Genomic DNA, 15,606 nt, shown 5'->3' on the forward strand with positions numbered 1-15,606 from the left:
CATTAACTCCGCTTATCACACTGAGCTGGAGCCCCATCATGTCGCACTCGCACGAGAAAGGTTTGTTATATGGGCTTGAAGCCCGCATCGGCCCCGCCCCGGCGTTTTTCGCCGCACTGCAACATCTGCTGGCCAGCGTGGTGGGAATCATCACGCCGCCGCTGATTATTGGCTCCGTTCTGGGGTTGCAGGCCTATATTCCTTATCTGATCAGCATGTCATTGTTCGTTTCCGGCTTAGGCACGTTTATGCAGGCCAGACGCTTTTATGGCATCGGGGCGGGCATGATCTGTCTGCAGGGCACCAGCTTCGCGTTTCTGGGGGTGATCCTCTCGGGTGGTCTGATGGTGAAAGGGCGCGGTGGTTCGCCGGAAGAGATTATGGCGATGCTGTTTGGCTGTAACCTGGTGGCGGCGTTGATTCCGATTCTGATCAGCCGCTGCGTTGGCTCGCTGCGCAAAGTGCTGACGCCGGTGGTGACCGGCACGGTGATCACCCTGATTGGCATCAGCCTGATAAAAGTCAGCATTACCGACTGGGCGGGCGGGCACAACGCCACAGATTTTGGATCGCCGGGAAATCTGGCGCTGGGGGCGCTGACGTTGCTGGTGATCGTGGCGCTGAACCGCTCGCGAAATCGCTGGGCGCGGCTGGTGGCGGTGGTGGCCGGAATAGCGGTGGGATGCGTTGCCGCGGCCTTGACCGGTCATCTGCAACTTAATGTTGCGCCGGAGAGCAACTGGCTGGTGCTGCCCGCGTTCTTCCGGTTTGGTTTTGCCTTTGACTGGACCATTTTCCTGCCGATCGCGCTGGTGTCAGTGATCGCGGTAATTGAAGCCGTCGGCGACCTTACCGCTAACTGCCTGATTTCACAGCAGCCCATCACCGGCAAACCTTTTCAGCAGCGGCTGCAGGGTGGCATTATCGCCGACGGTCTGAGCTGTGTGCTGGCAGCGGTCTTCTCCGCCTTTCCCAACACCACGTTTGCGCAGAACAATGGCGTTATCCAGATGACCGGCGTCGCCAGCCGTTACGTCGGTATGCTGCTGGGAATCATGCTGGCGCTGCTGGGGCTGTTTCCCTTTATTGGCTCCCTGTTGCAGCAGATCCCGCCGCCGGTGTTGGGCGGGGCGACAATCGTGATGTTTGGCAGCGTGGTTGCTGCGGGCATCCGGGTGATGACCCAGACGCCGCTGGGTCGCCGCGAGATGCTGATTGTGGCGATCGCTTTTGGTATTGGTCTGGGCGTGGAGGCGGTGCCGGATGTGCTGAAGCAGTTCCCGCCGCTGATTAACAGTCTGTTTGGTCATGCGGTGACGACCGGCGGTATTCTGGCGATTGTGCTGAACATGGTGCTGCCGGACGAGGCGCCTGTGGTGGAAGAGGTGGAGGCGGAAACGCTGACGGAGAGCTAAAAAGCAGAAGAGCCGATGTATCTCTCACATACGGCTCAAAAATCCAAAGCGATGGGAGCATATGCCTGTATCAAAGCATCGCGGACCAGGGATGGGCCGCGCTGAGCATGCCATGGATGGCATCTTTTGCGTCTTTGCTACAGGCGTATGCTCCCTGAGCTACTACCTGAATTGACAGACAGGACAGGCCGTGACTTAACTGGCTTTAAGATGGAGTCTGCGAAGGGAACAGGGTCAGATCGGAAAGTCGCAAAAGCCGCCATCCGTGGCACGCTCGGCCCGCGCAATTACGCACCTCATCCCTGAGGTGCGCCCGTACCGGGCCAACGCGTTGCGTTGTTCAAAAACGCTCCCGGCGTTTTTGTCCATGGCGCGGGACGCTTTCCTCCTCTGACCCGGTTCCCTGCGCGTTAAGCTAATGAGTTGCGGCATGATTCACTCGGAACTGGGTATCAGAGCTGTTTTAATGGGCCGGTAAGACCCATTTAGGTGACGAAATTATGGATTCAGACGACGGCGGGTACGACCAGAACTGAGGTAATCCGCAATATAATCCTGCGAAATCTCGCCGCTGTAGCGACCCTCTTCATCGACAATCGGCATCCAGACCGTGTTGTGCTCATAGAGTTTTGACAGCACCACGCGCAGGTTCTCTTCCGCTTTACCGGTGACCTTAAAGGTGTGCAGTCGCTCTTCACAGCGGCCACTGACGTTACGCGCCTCGCGACGCTTCACGAAGCCCAGCGGTTTGCCATCCTCATCGACCACGGTAATCGACCGCATATCGTTCTCATCCATGGTGCCAAAGGCTTCTTCCAGCGGTGTAGAGCGGCGGACGGTGATGGTCGGCTGCTGGTCGGTCACGTCGCCCGCCTGCACCAGTAACAGGCGCTTAAGCGTACGGTCCTGACCCACAAACGAGCCGACGAACTCATTGGCAGGGGTCGCCAGCAGTTCATCCGGGCTGGCGCACTGCACGATTTTACCCTGACCAAATACCGCAATGCGATCGCCGAGCTTCAGTGCCTCGTCAATATCGTGGCTCACCAGCATCACGGTTTTTTTCAGCTGACGCTGCATGTCGAGAAACTCGTTCTGGATCACTTCGCGGTTAATCGGGTCAACGGCGCCAAACGGCTCATCCATCAGCAGCACCGGTGGATCCGCCGCCAGGGCACGAATCACCCCGATACGCTGCTGCTGACCGCCTGACATCTCACGCGGATAGCGATGCAGGAATTTGGTGGGATCCAGCGCAACCATGCTCATCAGCTCGGTAGCCCGCTCGTGGCACTGCTTTTTGTTCCAGCCCAGCATGCGTGGCACGACGGTAATGTTCTCTTCGATGGTCATGTTGGGGAACAGACCAATCTGCTGGATAACATAGCCAATGTTGCGACGCAGGGTGGTGGTGTCCTGCGTACTGGTATCTTCGCCATTAATCAGGATCCGGCCACTGGTGGCGGGAATCAGGCGGTTAATCATCTTCAGCGTGGTGGTTTTCCCGCAGCCCGAGGGTCCCAGCAGCACGCACATCTCACCGGCTGGCACGTGCAGGCTGACGTTATCGACGGCTTTATTGGTCGTGCCGTTTTTCTGGGTAAAGGTTTTCGTCAGGTTTTCCAGCGTAATCATTATCGAATCCCCTTTGGAGTCAGCGCCTGCTGCAAACGGTGCAGCAGCCAGTCAAGAAAAATAGCCAGCAGACAGATCATCAATGCCCCGGCAATCAACATACGAATATCACTGCCGCTGATACCATCCAGCAGCAGCTGGCCCAGACCGCCCGCGCCAATCACGGCGGCAATCGCCATGACGCCAACGTTCATCACCACGGCGGTACGGATGCCACCGAAGATCACCGGCAGCGCCATCGGGATTTCAACCCAGCGCAGGCGCTGCCAGAAAGTCATGCCGATGCCACGCCCCGCCTCACGCAGACCGTCCGGCAGATTTTCCAGCGCGGTGTGGGTGTTGCGCACAATCGGCAGCAGCGAGTAGAGGAACACGGCGGTAATCGCCGGCAGCGCGCCAATGCCCTGACCGATGAGTGAAAACAGCGGGATCATCAGACCAAACAGCGCAATGGTGGGAATAGTCAGCACCACGGTGGCGATACCGAGAATCGGCGTTGCCAGCCATCTTACACGCACGATCAGAATGCCAAGCGGCACGCCAATCACAATTGCCAGTCCGACCGCGACCAGCACCAGCCAGCTGTGCTGCCAGCTCAGGGTGAGCAGGGTGCTCCAGTTATCCATGATGTAGTGAAGGGTATCCACAGTGCCTCCTTACAGCATGTTTTTGGATTTAAGGAAATCACGCGCCACGGTTTCCGGTGACTGATGATCGATATCGACCCGCTTGTTCAGCTCCGTTATCGCCTCATCGGTGATTTGCGCAGAAAGCTGATTAAGCGCGGTATCCAGCCCCGGATGACTCGCCAGCACATCCTGACGCACAACCGGCGTCACGTTGTAGCTCGGGAAGAAGTGCTTATCATCCTCCAGTACTTTCATGTTGAAGCCCTTAACCCGGCCATCGGTGGTGTAGATCAGACCGGCATCCACGAATCCGTCGCGAATCGCGTTATAGACCAGACCCGGGTCCATCTGGCGGATCTGCGGGCGATCCAGCGTCAGGTTGTAGGTTTTCTGCAGCGGCTTCATGCCGTCTGAACGACCCGAGAACTCCAGGTCCAGACCCAGTCGCCAGTTATGCTCTGGGTCGGTTTTACGCACCTGTTCAATCTTCCGCACCTGTTCAATCTTCGCAACCAGCTGCGACATGGTGCTGATGCCCTCTTTTTCGGCCCGTTCACGGGTCATGGCAAAGGCATAGGTGTTGTTCATTGGTGCCGGGTTAAGCCAGACCAGCCCCAGTCTCGCATCCAGTTTTTTCACCGTCTCATACGCCTGCTGTGAAGACATCGGCTGGTTGATATGGTTAAAGATGATCAGCGAGGTGCCGGTATATTCCCAGACCATATCAATCTGCTTATTCAGCAGCGCATTACGGCCAATGGTGGTGGCGATATTGCGTTTAGGCACCACCTCGAAGCCTTTCTTCTGCAGCCAGAGCACCGTCATTGCTGACAGGATATGCTGCTCGGTAAAACTTTTGGTCGCCATCACCAGCGGTGCAGCAGCCTGTGCCGTCTGGCTTAACAGCAGTGTCGCGGTCAGCGCGACAACGCTTTTCTTAATCCAACGCGTTAGCATTGCAAAGCTCCTTGTGGTCAGGCCGCAGCGTGCGGACTCAGAAAGCGGCCCAGCGCGGCCAGCATCATATCCAGTACCAGTGCCACCAGTGCAGTGGCGACGGCGCCGAGTATCAGCGTCGGAAAGTCATTCAGATAGATGCCCGGGAAGATCAGCTCGCCAAAGCTGCTGGCACCAATCAGGAACGCCAGTGGGGCGGTGCCGACATTGATGGCGGTGGCGATGCGCACGCCAGAGAGGATGACCGGCAAGGCATTCGGCAGCTCTACCTGACGCAGACGCTGCCATTTGGTCATGCCGATGCCGTTGGCCGCCTCAATCAGCGACGGGGGAACTGCGCTCAGACCAGAGAAGGTGTTGCGGACGATAGGCAGCAGCGAAGCCAGAAACAGCGCAATCAGCGCCGGACGGTCGCCAATCCCGATAATAACCATCGCCAGAGCCAGTACCGCCAGCGGTGGCAGGGTGTTACCGACATTGAAAATCTGCATCACGTACTCTGCCCAGCGACGTGCAAACGGGCGACTTAGCAGGATGCCACTGGGGATACCGACCAGCAAAGCGAACAGCATTGACCAGAAGACCAAGAAGAGGTGTTGTTGCCCGAGATAAAGCAGATCGACTTTACGTGCGACCAGCTGATCCCAGCCAAGGCCCCAGATCAGCACCGCGATCACCGCGACCACTGCAAGCAGTGCCAGACCGGCGCGTCGGGCCAGTGAAGCATTTTGCATAGGAGAATCTCCCTGATTACGATCTCAATTGTTATAACAACCATAAACAGCCCGACAGGTACGGCAAAAAATGCCGCCGCGCCCAATACCGAAACTGCGATAAAATGTAGATAAAATGACTGTTTACCCACTCTTTTTCAGTGAATACTGAATAAGATGGTGTAATGCTATAGCAGCCCTTTATTGCACAAGCCAGCTTTTAAGCCACAAATCAGAGAGATAGAAACAGGTTAAAATGGTGTTAAAGCCGCGTAGCCGCTGGGCTAATGCGACAATAAAAAATTTTCATCGACTTCTGGTGACACTGTCACAGAGGGCGCAGAAAATGCGCACGCGCGGGAAACTGCATTGTCTGTTTTTCAGCTAGCCTTGCAGATTAAAAAAGGAACCCTATGACTGAAAGCGCACAACTCCGGACCGGACATCGCCACTGGATCTTAATCGCCTGCATGCTGGCGATGTTTATGGCGGCCATTGAAGTCACTATTGTGGCCACCGCGATGCCCACCATCATTGCTGACCTCGGCGGTTTTTCGCAGTTTGGCTGGGTCTTCTCGATCTATCTGCTGACCCAGGCGGTCAGCGTGCCGCTCTATGGGCGGCTGGCGGATATGGTGGGTCGCAAAACGATGTTTTTTGTCGGCACGTCGATTTTCCTGGTGGGGTCGGTGCTGTGTGGCTTTGCCCATACCATGACCTGGCTGATCCTGTTCCGGGCGTTTCAGGGCCTGGGAGCGGGGGCGATCATGCCGCTCAGCTCCACCATCGTGGCGGATATCTATTCGCCGCGCGAACGCGCCAGCGTGCAGGGCTGGCTCTCCAGCGTCTGGGGTGTAGCGGCGATAGTGGGGCCGCTGACCGGCGCGTGGCTGGTACAGCACTTTAGCTGGTCGGTGATTTTCTGGGTCAATCTGCCCATCGGCCTGATCAGCATGCTGATGCTGTGGCGCTGGCTACCGTCGCACCAGAAGGAGGAGAAATCGCAGCCGCTGAACCTGGCGGGCAGCGGCTGGCTGATGCTCTGCGTGACGGCCTTGCTGATTGCGCTGTTGCAGGCGGAACAGCTGGGCGTCTGGCTGGTGCCGTTTCTGCTCTTCTCACTGTTCGCTGGCTGGCAGCTCAGACGCCACGAGCTGCATTCAGCGGCACCGCTGTTTCCGCTGATAATCTGGCGCAGCCGGCTTATCGTGGCGGGCAATGCGGGCAACCTCATCATCGGGGCGGCCATGATGGGCATCAGCGCCTTTTTGCCCACCTGGATTCAGGGGATCAGCGGCGGTTCACCGTTACAGGCGGGCAGTGTGCTGGCGATGATGTCGATTGGCTGGCCGCTGGCCAGCACCCTCAGCGGCAGACTGATGCTGCACACCTCCTACCGCTTCACCGCCCAGCTCGGGGCGCTGTTGCTGGTGACCGGCAGTGCCTTGCTGCTGTTTTTACAGCCCGCAAGCTCACTCTATCAGGCGGGCTTCACGGCGTTTCTGATCGGTACCGGCATGGGGATGACCAGCACCACATTCCTGGTTTCAGTACAAAACCAGGCGGATTACCAGATTCGCGGCATCTGTACCGCTTCAATTATGTTCAGCCGGATGATCGGGTCGGCGGTAGGGACGGCGATCATGGGCGCGGTGCTGAATCTCAATCTGCAGTGGCGTTTGCCGCAGGTCGAGGATCCGGTGCAGAAGATTATGTCCGAACCCAGCCGTCAGCAGTTACAGCCGGAAACCCTGCAGCAGATGACAGCAGCCATTGCCGCCTCACTGCACTGGGTGTTCGTGGTGGCACTGGTGATTGCGCTGTTTGCGGTGGGTGTGGCATGGATGATGCCGCGTCAGCGGCCGGAACAGGCGGACTAACAGGCAGGGCGACAGGATGTCGCCCTGATTTGAACAGAACTACTGGGCAGATGAGTCCTGCGAACTGCCGACACTGGCAGGTACGCTGGCTTCGTTGTCACTGCCTGAGCGCTTATAAACAATTTTTTGTGTGTCGTTCTCACAATGTCCGACGACCTGGCCACCCGCCTGATCAACCTGATCGTTGGCGACGATGTCGAGACTAAAACCCGACTCAGGTACACCGTTCTGAATAATTTTCTGGCTGATTTCGGTTTTTACCGATTCACAGGATGCCTGCGCCATCAGCGGCAGAGCAAATAACGCCGCGCTTAACAAAACCCTCTGTAGCTTCATCACGTCTTCCTTATGTTAGTCGTCGTCATTACTATAGCTCAAATTTACGGCGCTACCGGGCGACCGGAACGGCGATCCAGACAACGCAGGGTGTTGGGCTCCCAGTAGGCGTTGAGATTGAGGCTCTGCTCGCACTTGTCGCGGGTATCAAACGCACGATCGGTTTTATCAAACTCTTTTTCGACGCGGGTGTTCACTTTGTTGCGCAGCATGCGCGTGTCATTCCATTGCTCTTTATCCTGGCGCGCCGCTTCATTGCTCAGCGCGGAACTGCCATCTTCGATAATCAGACGATTAGTATTCGCAGTGGCAGTGAATGCCGCAGTGGAGAGGAGAACCATCAGCACGGCAGGGATCATTTTTTTCATCACACTATCCTTTAGTTAACGCAAACATCGCCATCCACGACAGCGGTTGCAGCGGGCATGCTTAGAGCCTGGCTCATCAGGGGTCATTGAGGCAGAAGTCTGAACACCGACAGCGCATAACAACCGGTGCGTACAGGGTGTACGTGAGGAGGGTAAGCACTGCCCGGGTTCAGACGGACAAATAAAACATCCTGATGGGCCTGGCTATTAGTATATCATCGCCGTTTCTTTGCTCACCAGCAGTGAGTCGTTTGTTTACGTTAAGGAGAGGTAAGGATGCTGATTAAAACCGCCTTGCTGTTTTTTATTACCGCGCTGGCGGAGATTACCGGCTGCTTTCTGCCGTGGTTATGGCTGAAAAAAGGCGGCTCAGCCTGGTTGCTACTCCCTGCGGCAGCAAGTCTGGCGCTGTTTGTCTGGCTGCTGACGCTGCATCCCGCTGCCAGCGGACGGGTTTATGCCGCCTACGGTGGCGTTTATGTGCTTACCGCGCTGCTCTGGTTGCGGGTGGTGGATGGCGTGAAGTTAAGTGTGTGGGACTGGAGCGGGGCACTGATCGCATTCAGCGGCATGCTGATTATCGTCATGGGTTGGGGACGCGGGTAACGCCAGCCGTGAGGGCTGGCGCTGCAGGGCGTTAAGGTTTATGCACTTTCAGCCCCGCCAGCGTCTGGCTGACCGGCATCATCTCAAGGCTATTGATGTTGACATGTTTAGGCAGTGTGGCCACCCAGTATACGGCTTCTGTCACATCTTCCGGCGTTAAGGCGGTAGCCCCTTCGTAGACCTGACCCGCCTTGTCATCATCGCCCTTAAAGCGCACGTTGGAAAACTCTGTGCCGCCGACCAGACCCGGTTCAATGTCGGTCACGCGCAGCGCGGTGCCGTGTAAATCGGTTCGCAGATTCAGGCTGAACTGGCGCACAAAGGCTTTGGTGGCGCCGTAGACGTTGCCGCCGGCATAGGGCCAGCTACCGGCAATCGAACCGATATTGATGATATGACCGACATCACGCTCCACCATCTGTGGCAGCAGGGCGCGGGTCATATAGACCAGGCCTTTGGTGTTGGTGTCGATCATGTTTTCCCAGTCTTCGACGTTGGCTTTGTGCGCCGGTTCGACGCCCAGCGCCAGACCGGCGTTATTGACCAGCACGTCGATATTGCGCCATTCCGCCGGTAACTGCGCCACCGCCTCTTCAATGGCGGCACGGTTACGCACATCGAGCTGTACCGTATAAATATTCTCGCCCAGTTCTTCCTTCAGCGCTTTTAAACGTTCAGCCCGTCGTCCAGTGGCAATCACTTTATGACCATTCTCAATAAAGCGGCGGGTGATGCTTTGACCAAAACCGGCGGTCGCACCGGTGACAAAAATAATCATCTCACTGTTCCTTATGCCATTTTCAGAGTCGATGGCTTCACCATAGCATTTCATTTCCGCTTCTGCGCGTGGAAAAACGGCCTGACCTGTAAACGGATTTTAACGGGTAGCCAGCTGCGCCTTTTCAGGGCAGATTGCACCGTTAAAGGGCAGGTTTGCGGGTAGCCGGCCATACTCAAAATGACCAGGGCGCGCAATATTGCGTAGCAACCGTTTGCATCCGTTCCGCAAACGGTTGCCATGCCATCTCAGTCCTTATCTGTTGCGCAACTTCCCTCTGTTTAGCTTATTTAACTGATATTTAAAGAATTTATTCTATTTCAATTCTGGCACGCAGGTTGCAAAGGATTATTCAGATAATCATCTGCAGATATAACATCGCGCTTTCAGAAAGGACTACCCATGCTTTCAGCAACCGACACGGCGATACGCGCCAGCTTCTTTGACTTTACCGGCGTGGTGGATCGTCCCGACGACCTGGCCGGCCAGGCCCGCTATCTTGAGGATGCGGTGCTGCTGCTGCGTGATGGATGCGTAGTGGGGCTGGATAGCTGGGAGAATAGCGAGGCGATGCTGGCGGGGCATCCGGTCATCGACCTGCGCGGCAGACTGATCGTGCCGGGCTTTGTCGATACCCACATTCACTATCCGCAGACAGAGATGATTGGCGCATTTGGCGAGCAGCTGCTGGAGTGGCTGAATCACTACACCTTCCCGGTTGAAGCGCAGTATCACTGTCCCGATCACGCTGCGCGGATGTCCGCCTTCTTCCTGCATCAGCTGCTTTCCAACGGTACCACCAGCGCGCTGGTGTTTGGTACCGTCCATCCGCAATCGGTGGAGGCGCTGTTCAGCGCCGCCGAAGCGCTGAACATGCGGCTGATTGCCGGGAAAGTGATGATGGATCGCAATGCGCCCGACAACCTGATCGAAACCCCTGAACAGAGCTACCAGCAGACCCGGGCGCTGATTGAGCGCTGGCACCAGCGCGGACGCCTGAGCTACGCCCTGACGCCGCGCTTTGCGCCGACCTCATCCCCACAGCTGCTGGAAAAAGTGCAGCAGCTGCGTCAGGAGTTCCCGGATACCTGGCTGCATACCCATCTCAGCGAAAACCCGCAGGAGGTCGCCTGGGTCAAAGAACTGTTCCCGGAGCGTGAAGGCTATCTGGATGTTTATCATCATCACCAGCTGACCGGCCGCCGCAGCGTCTTTGCTCACTGTCTGCATCTGGAAGAGAACGAATGGCAGTGTCTGCACGATACCGATTCATCCATTGCTTTCTGTCCCACCTCAAACCTGTTTCTCGGCAGTGGCCTGTTTAACCTGAAACGCAGCTGGCAGCAGGGGGTGAAAGTGGGGATCGGCACCGATGTCGGCGCGGGCACCACCTTTAATATGCTGCAGACCCTGGGCGAAGCCTACAAGGTGGGCCAGCTGCAGCACTACCGGCTCAGCGCGGCCGAAGCCTTTTATCACGCCACGCTGGGCGGGGCACGTGCGCTGGATCTCGACCACGTCATCGGAAATTTCAACATCGGTAAAGAAGCAGACTTTGTGGTGCTGGACCCGGCGGTTTCTGCCCTGCAGCAACTGCGCATCGGCAACAGCAAAGATATCTGGGAAAAACTGTTTGTATTAATGACGCTCGGCGACGACCGCAATATTGCCCAGACCTGGGTAGCCGGTCGTCCGGTCTGGCAGCGCGACGCACAGGAGCAAGCCGCATGATCCAGTTTCTGTTAAATAACCAGCTGGTCAGCGAGGACGCGCTCGACCCCAACCTCACGGTGCTCAACTACCTGCGCACCCGTCAGCAACGCCCTGGCACCAAAGAGGGCTGTGCATCTGGCGACTGTGGCGCCTGCAGTGTGACCCTGGGCAAAGCCGTCGGGGGAACAATGCAGTATGAAACGGTCAACAGCTGCCTGACGCTGGTCTCCGCGTTACAGGGCAAGCAGCTGATTACGGTTGAGGATCTGCGTCACGGCCGCGCACTGCATCCGGCGCAGCAGGCGATGGTCGACTGCCACGGTTCGCAATGCGGATTCTGCACGCCGGGCTTTGTGATGTCGCTGTTCAGCCTGCAAAAAACCGCTTCGGGCTGGGATCGCCATCAGGCGGAAACTGCGCTGGCGGGCAACCTCTGCCGCTGCACCGGTTACCGGCCGATTATGGCCGCCGCCGAACAGCTCTGCTCGCAGCCGGTGACAGACCAGTTCGATCTAGGTGCCGCCGCAACCGTGCAGCGGCTTGAGGCGCTGGCAACCCCGGAGATGCAGGAATTAGGGGGTGAGGGCCGCCGTTGCTTCCTGCCCAAAACTCCGGCTCAGCTGGCGGCGATCTATCTGGCACATCCCGAGGCGAGGCTGATTGCCGGTGGCACCGATCTCAGCCTGCAGATTACCCTGCAGCATAAAAGAATACCGTTGCTGATTGCGCTGGAGCAGGTTGCCGCGCTCAAAGTCTGCAGCGAATTTGATGATCACTACCTGCTGGGCGCAGGGGCTTCGCTGCAGCAGGTCAGCGAATTTCTTGCCAGCCGCATTCCCGGCGTCAGCGCGATGCTGCAACGCTTTGCCTCGCTGCAAATCCGTCTGCAGGGCACATTAGGTGGCAACATCGGTAACGCTTCCCCTATTGGCGACGCCTCGCCGGCGCTGCTGGCCTTAAACGCCAGCCTGTTGTTACAGCGCGGTGAGCAGCAGCGCAGTCTGCCGCTGGATCAGTTCTTTACCGGCTATCGCCAGACCCGGCTCGAAAAAGGGGAGTTTATTCGCGCCATTCGCATCGATAAGGTGACGGTGTCACCTGATTTTGTGGCCTGGAAAGTGTCCAAACGGCTGGACGATGATATCTCCGCCGTGTTCGCCGCCTTTAATCTGCAGATTGAACAGGGCGTTGTCAGCAGTGCCCGCATCGCCTTTGGCGGCATGGCGGCAACACCACAGCGTGCCCGTCACTGTGAACAGGCACTCATCGGTGAGCCGCTGAATACCGTGACGGTGTCACGCGCTGCCGCGGCGCTGGTAGAGGATTTCCAGCCGCTCTCCGATTTCCGCGCCAGCAGTGACTACCGTCTGCAGGTCGCACGCAACCTGCTGCGCCGCTACTGGCATCGCCACAACGGCGAAATAACCTGTATCGAGGTGGCCCGCTATGTCTCATAACCGTCCTGAACTCAACGAAGAGGTCATTAAGGCGCAGTATGCCGCTGAGTTACAAAGCGGCGTCGGTCGCAGTAACCGCCATGAGAGCGCGGAAAAACATGTCTCCGGCGAGGCGCGTTTTATCGACGATAAGCCGGAGCTGCCGGGTCTGCTGCATCTCTGTCCGCGCCTGAGTGAGTATGCTCATGCGCGCATCCTGCATATTGATGTTCAGCCCTGTTATGCCGTTCCCGGCGTCGTCAGCGTCCTGACCTGGCAGGATGTGCCGGGCATCAATGATGTCGGGCCGCTGGAGCCGGGCGACCCGCTGCTGGCCCATGACAAAGTAGAGTATCTGGGACAGATCGTGATCGCGGTGGCGGCGGAATCCCCTGAAGCTGCCCGTCTTGGCGCGGCCGCTGCGGTAATTGAATATGAGGTGCTGGAACCGCTGCTGGATGTGGAACAGGCGCTGGCACAGGGCAGCTTTGTGCAGGAACCTCACATTCACCAGCGCGGTGATGTGGAAGCGGCCCTGGCGCGTGCGCCGCACCGGGTCAGTGGGGCGTTTCACATTGGCGGCCAGGAGCATTTCTATCTGGAAACCCAGACGGCAATGGTTATTCCCGGTGAAGATCAGCAGTTGCAGGTCTTCTCCTCAACCCAGAACCCCACCGAAGTGCAGAAACTGGTGGCGGAAGTGATGGGCATCAGCCTGAATCAGGTGACGATAGATATGCGCCGGATGGGCGGTGGCTTTGGTGGTAAAGAGACACAGGCGGCCGGTGTCGCCTGTCTCTGTGCCATCGTGGCGCGACAGACCGGCCGGGCGGCGAAGATGCGGCTTTCACGTCGCGACGATATGCGCGTCACCGGCAAACGCCATCCGTTCTTTGTGCGCTACGAAGCGGGCGTTGAAGAGGATGGGCGTCTGTGCGGCATCAAAATCGATCTGGCCGGAAACTGCGGTTATTCGCTGGATCTTAGTGGATCGATTGTCGATCGTGCCATGTTCCACGCCGATAACGCCTATTACCTCGGGGATGCACGGGTAACCGGCTATCGCTGCCGCACGAACACCGCTTCGAACACCGCCTATCGGGGTTTTGGCGGGCCGCAGGGCATGGTGGCGATTGAACAGATCATGGATCATATCGCCCGTGAGCGCGGGCTGGATCCGCTGGCGCTGCGCAAGCGTAACTACTATGGCAAGCAGGATCGTAACATCACCCATTACCACCAGCAGGTAGAGGATAACCTGCTGGATGAGATTACCGAACAGCTGGAGCAGAGCAGCGACTACCAGGCTCGCCGCGCGGAGATTAAGGCATTTAACGCCCGCAGTCCGCTGCTGAAACGCGGTCTGGCGCTGACGCCGGTGAAATTCGGCATCTCCTTTACCTCCAGCTTTCTCAATCAGGCGGGGGCGCTGATCCTGATCTACACCGACGGCACGGTGCAGCTTAACCACGGCGGCACCGAGATGGGCCAGGGCCTGAACACCAAGGTGATTCAGATTGTCGCCGAAGTGCTGCAGATTGAGATCGATAAAATTCAGATCACCGCCACCGACACCGGCAAAGTGCCCAACACCTCGCCAACCGCGGCCTCCAGCGGGGCTGACCTCAATGGCAAAGCGGCGCAGAATGGTGCTGAGATCCTGCGCGACCGTATGACCGCCATGCTCTGCGAGCTACACCAGTGCGACGCGGCGGCGGTGAGCTTCCGCAACGGAGTGGTGCGCGCTGGAGATAAACATTACACCTTCGCCGAGGTGGCGAAGCTGGCGTGGCTGAATCAGGTGCCGCTCTCCGCCACCGGCTACTACCGCGTGCCGGGGATTCATTACGACCGGGTCGCGGGTCGCGGGACGCCGTTCTATTACTACGCTTACGGTGCAGCCTGCTGTGAAGTGGTGATTGATACCTTAACCGGCGAATCCCGCCTGCTGCGTGCCGACATTTTGCATGACGTCGGCGCCTCGCTGAATCCGGCCATCGACATCGGCCAGGTTGAAGGTGGCTTTGTGCAGGGCGTCGGCTGGCTTACCTGCGAAGAGCTGGTGTGGAGTGATAAAGGCCAGCTGCTGACCGATGGCCCGGCGAGCTACAAAATTCCCGCCATCAGCGACGTTCCGGCGGACCTGCGGGTCACGCTGCTGGAGAACCGTAAAAACCCTAAAGACACGGTGTTCCACTCCAAGGCCGTAGGTGAACCGCCGTTTATGCTGGGCATCGCCGCCTGGTGTGCCCTGCAGGATGCGGTCGCCAGCGTCTCCGATTACCGGCAGCACCCGCTGCTGGACGCGCCCGCGACGCCGGAGCGCATCTTCTGGGGCGTGCAGCGCCTGACGGGAGGGGTTGATGATTTATCATGACTGGATTGGCGTGCTGCATCAGCTGCGTGAAAAACGTCAGAGCTGCGTATTAATCACCGTGCTCAGTGAGCACGGTTCGGTGCCGCGCGACAGCGGCAGCAAAATGGTGGTGACGCAGCAGGAGAGTTATCTCACCATCGGTGGCGGTCATCTTGAGTTTGAGTGCATCGCCCAGGCCAGGGCGATGTTGCAGAGCGGGGCGACTGCGCCACACACCGAGGATTTCAGCCTTGGCGCGCGGCTCGGACAGTGCTGCGGCGGCAAAACCACGCTGCTGTTTGAGCCGCTGCTGCAGGCGCAGCCGGAGATCTACCTTTTTGGCGCAGGCCATGTGGGACAGGCGCTGGTCAATCTGCTGTCAACGTTACCCTGTCACATAAACTGGATCGACAGTCGCCCGGCGCAGTTCAGCCACGTTCCGGCTGGCGTGGTGACGCTGCAGCCGGACGATCCGCTCGACTGCGTAGCACAGGCACCCGCAGGCAGCTACTTCATCATCATGACCCATCATCATCCCCTCGACTTCGAACTGTGCGAGGCGGTGCTGAAGCGCGGCGATTTCCGCTATGCCGGGGTGATCGGTTCTGAAACGAAAAACCAGCGTTTCCGCTACAGGCTGGCGGGCAAGGGTGTGGCGAACGAACCGCTGGCGCGCCTGCGCTGTCCGATTGGCCTGCCGGACGTCAAAGGCAAGCTGCCCGCCGAGATTGCGGTGGCGATTGCCGGTGAAATCATCAGCGTTTATCAGCAGCACGTCGCCTGA

14 protein-coding genes are annotated in these 15,606 nt (G+C 58.1%); 7 read left to right on the plus strand and 7 right to left on the minus strand.

Annotated elements, in window-relative coordinates; all coding sequences use genetic code 11:
* Nucleotides 1-38 precede the first annotated feature (38 nt).
* Nucleotides 39-1,415: a nucleobase:cation symporter-2 family protein gene (locus tag HFD95_RS00935; protein WP_045140333.1), complete on the plus strand. Its 1,377-nt coding sequence runs from the start codon at nucleotides 39-41 to the stop codon at nucleotides 1,413-1,415.
* Between the two features lie 498 nt (nucleotides 1,416-1,913).
* On the opposite strand, the gene osmV is transcribed toward HFD95_RS00935, so the two are convergent.
* The 4 genes from osmV to HFD95_RS00955 are packed head-to-tail and all read right to left on the minus strand — an operon-like array spanning nucleotide 1,914 to nucleotide 5,370.
* On the minus strand, nucleotides 1,914-3,050 hold the full coding sequence (gene osmV / locus HFD95_RS00940; RefSeq protein WP_010244799.1) for an osmoprotectant ABC transporter ATP-binding protein OsmV: 1,137 nt from the start codon (nucleotides 3,048-3,050) through the stop codon (nucleotides 1,914-1,916).
* A complete protein-coding gene (gene osmW, locus HFD95_RS00945; protein WP_010244802.1) occupies nucleotides 3,050-3,697 on the minus strand; it encodes an osmoprotectant ABC transporter permease OsmW in 648 nt (215 codons plus the stop codon). The genes osmV and osmW overlap by 1 nt, the downstream gene beginning before the upstream one ends.
* Nucleotides 3,698-3,706: 9 nt before the next feature.
* Entirely contained in the window at nucleotides 3,707-4,636 is a 930-nt protein-coding gene (locus HFD95_RS00950; protein WP_167429715.1) for a glycine betaine ABC transporter substrate-binding protein, read from the minus strand.
* A 17-nt stretch (nucleotides 4,637-4,653) separates the two neighbouring features.
* The gene (locus HFD95_RS00955) at nucleotides 4,654-5,370 is read right to left on the minus strand and encodes an ABC transporter permease (RefSeq protein WP_010244807.1); all 717 of its coding nucleotides are present in this window, start codon (nucleotides 5,368-5,370) and stop codon (nucleotides 4,654-4,656) included.
* Nucleotides 5,371-5,762: 392 nt separating this feature from the next.
* On the opposite strand from HFD95_RS00955, the gene HFD95_RS00960 reads away from it, so the two are divergent.
* Nucleotides 5,763-7,229, plus strand: coding sequence for an MDR family MFS transporter (locus HFD95_RS00960; protein ID WP_033767288.1), 1,467 nt, complete (start codon nucleotides 5,763-5,765; stop codon nucleotides 7,227-7,229).
* A 39-nt stretch (nucleotides 7,230-7,268) separates the two neighbouring features.
* Here HFD95_RS00960 and HFD95_RS00965 read toward each other — a convergent pair whose 3' ends face one another.
* Together HFD95_RS00965 and HFD95_RS00970 are read right to left on the minus strand one after the other, a co-directional pair.
* Nucleotides 7,269-7,565 (minus strand): DUF1161 domain-containing protein, encoded by a 297-nt coding sequence (locus HFD95_RS00965; protein WP_033757708.1) that lies wholly within the window; start codon nucleotides 7,563-7,565, stop codon nucleotides 7,269-7,271.
* A 44-nt stretch (nucleotides 7,566-7,609) separates the two neighbouring features.
* A complete protein-coding gene (locus tag HFD95_RS00970) occupies nucleotides 7,610-7,933 on the minus strand; it encodes a DUF1283 family protein (RefSeq protein ID WP_010244816.1) in 324 nt (107 codons plus the stop codon).
* Nucleotides 7,934-8,212: 279 nt separating this feature from the next.
* Between HFD95_RS00970 and HFD95_RS00975 the strand changes: the two genes are divergently transcribed.
* Nucleotides 8,213-8,539: a YnfA family protein gene (locus HFD95_RS00975; protein WP_031292947.1), complete on the plus strand. Its 327-nt coding sequence runs from the start codon at nucleotides 8,213-8,215 to the stop codon at nucleotides 8,537-8,539.
* Between the two features lie 31 nt (nucleotides 8,540-8,570).
* Here HFD95_RS00975 and ydfG read toward each other — a convergent pair whose 3' ends face one another.
* The gene (ydfG, locus tag HFD95_RS00980) at nucleotides 8,571-9,317 is read right to left on the minus strand and encodes a bifunctional NADP-dependent 3-hydroxy acid dehydrogenase/3-hydroxypropionate dehydrogenase YdfG (protein ID WP_033757999.1); all 747 of its coding nucleotides are present in this window, start codon (nucleotides 9,315-9,317) and stop codon (nucleotides 8,571-8,573) included.
* A 402-nt stretch (nucleotides 9,318-9,719) separates the two neighbouring features.
* Between ydfG and guaD the strand changes: the two genes are divergently transcribed.
* From guaD to xdhC, 4 genes are read left to right on the plus strand one after another with little or no spacing between them, the layout of a single operon-like run.
* The gene (gene guaD / locus HFD95_RS00985) at nucleotides 9,720-11,048 is read left to right on the plus strand and encodes a guanine deaminase (RefSeq protein ID WP_010244825.1); all 1,329 of its coding nucleotides are present in this window, start codon (nucleotides 9,720-9,722) and stop codon (nucleotides 11,046-11,048) included.
* Entirely contained in the window at nucleotides 11,045-12,487 is a 1,443-nt protein-coding gene (gene xdhA, locus HFD95_RS00990; protein WP_167429716.1) for a xanthine dehydrogenase small subunit, read from the plus strand. Before guaD ends, xdhA begins: the two co-directional genes overlap by 4 nt.
* On the plus strand, nucleotides 12,477-14,843 hold the full coding sequence (gene xdhB / locus HFD95_RS00995) for a xanthine dehydrogenase molybdopterin binding subunit (RefSeq protein ID WP_167429717.1): 2,367 nt from the start codon (nucleotides 12,477-12,479) through the stop codon (nucleotides 14,841-14,843). Before xdhA ends, xdhB begins: the two co-directional genes overlap by 11 nt.
* On the plus strand, nucleotides 14,830-15,606 hold the full coding sequence (gene xdhC / locus HFD95_RS01000; protein ID WP_010670170.1) for a xanthine dehydrogenase accessory protein XdhC: 777 nt from the start codon (nucleotides 14,830-14,832) through the stop codon (nucleotides 15,604-15,606). The genes xdhB and xdhC overlap by 14 nt, the downstream gene beginning before the upstream one ends.

The sequence above is a fragment of the Pantoea sp. EKM10T genome, assembly GCF_011800685.1.
Taxonomy (GTDB): domain Bacteria; phylum Pseudomonadota; class Gammaproteobacteria; order Enterobacterales; family Enterobacteriaceae; genus Pantoea; species Pantoea agglomerans.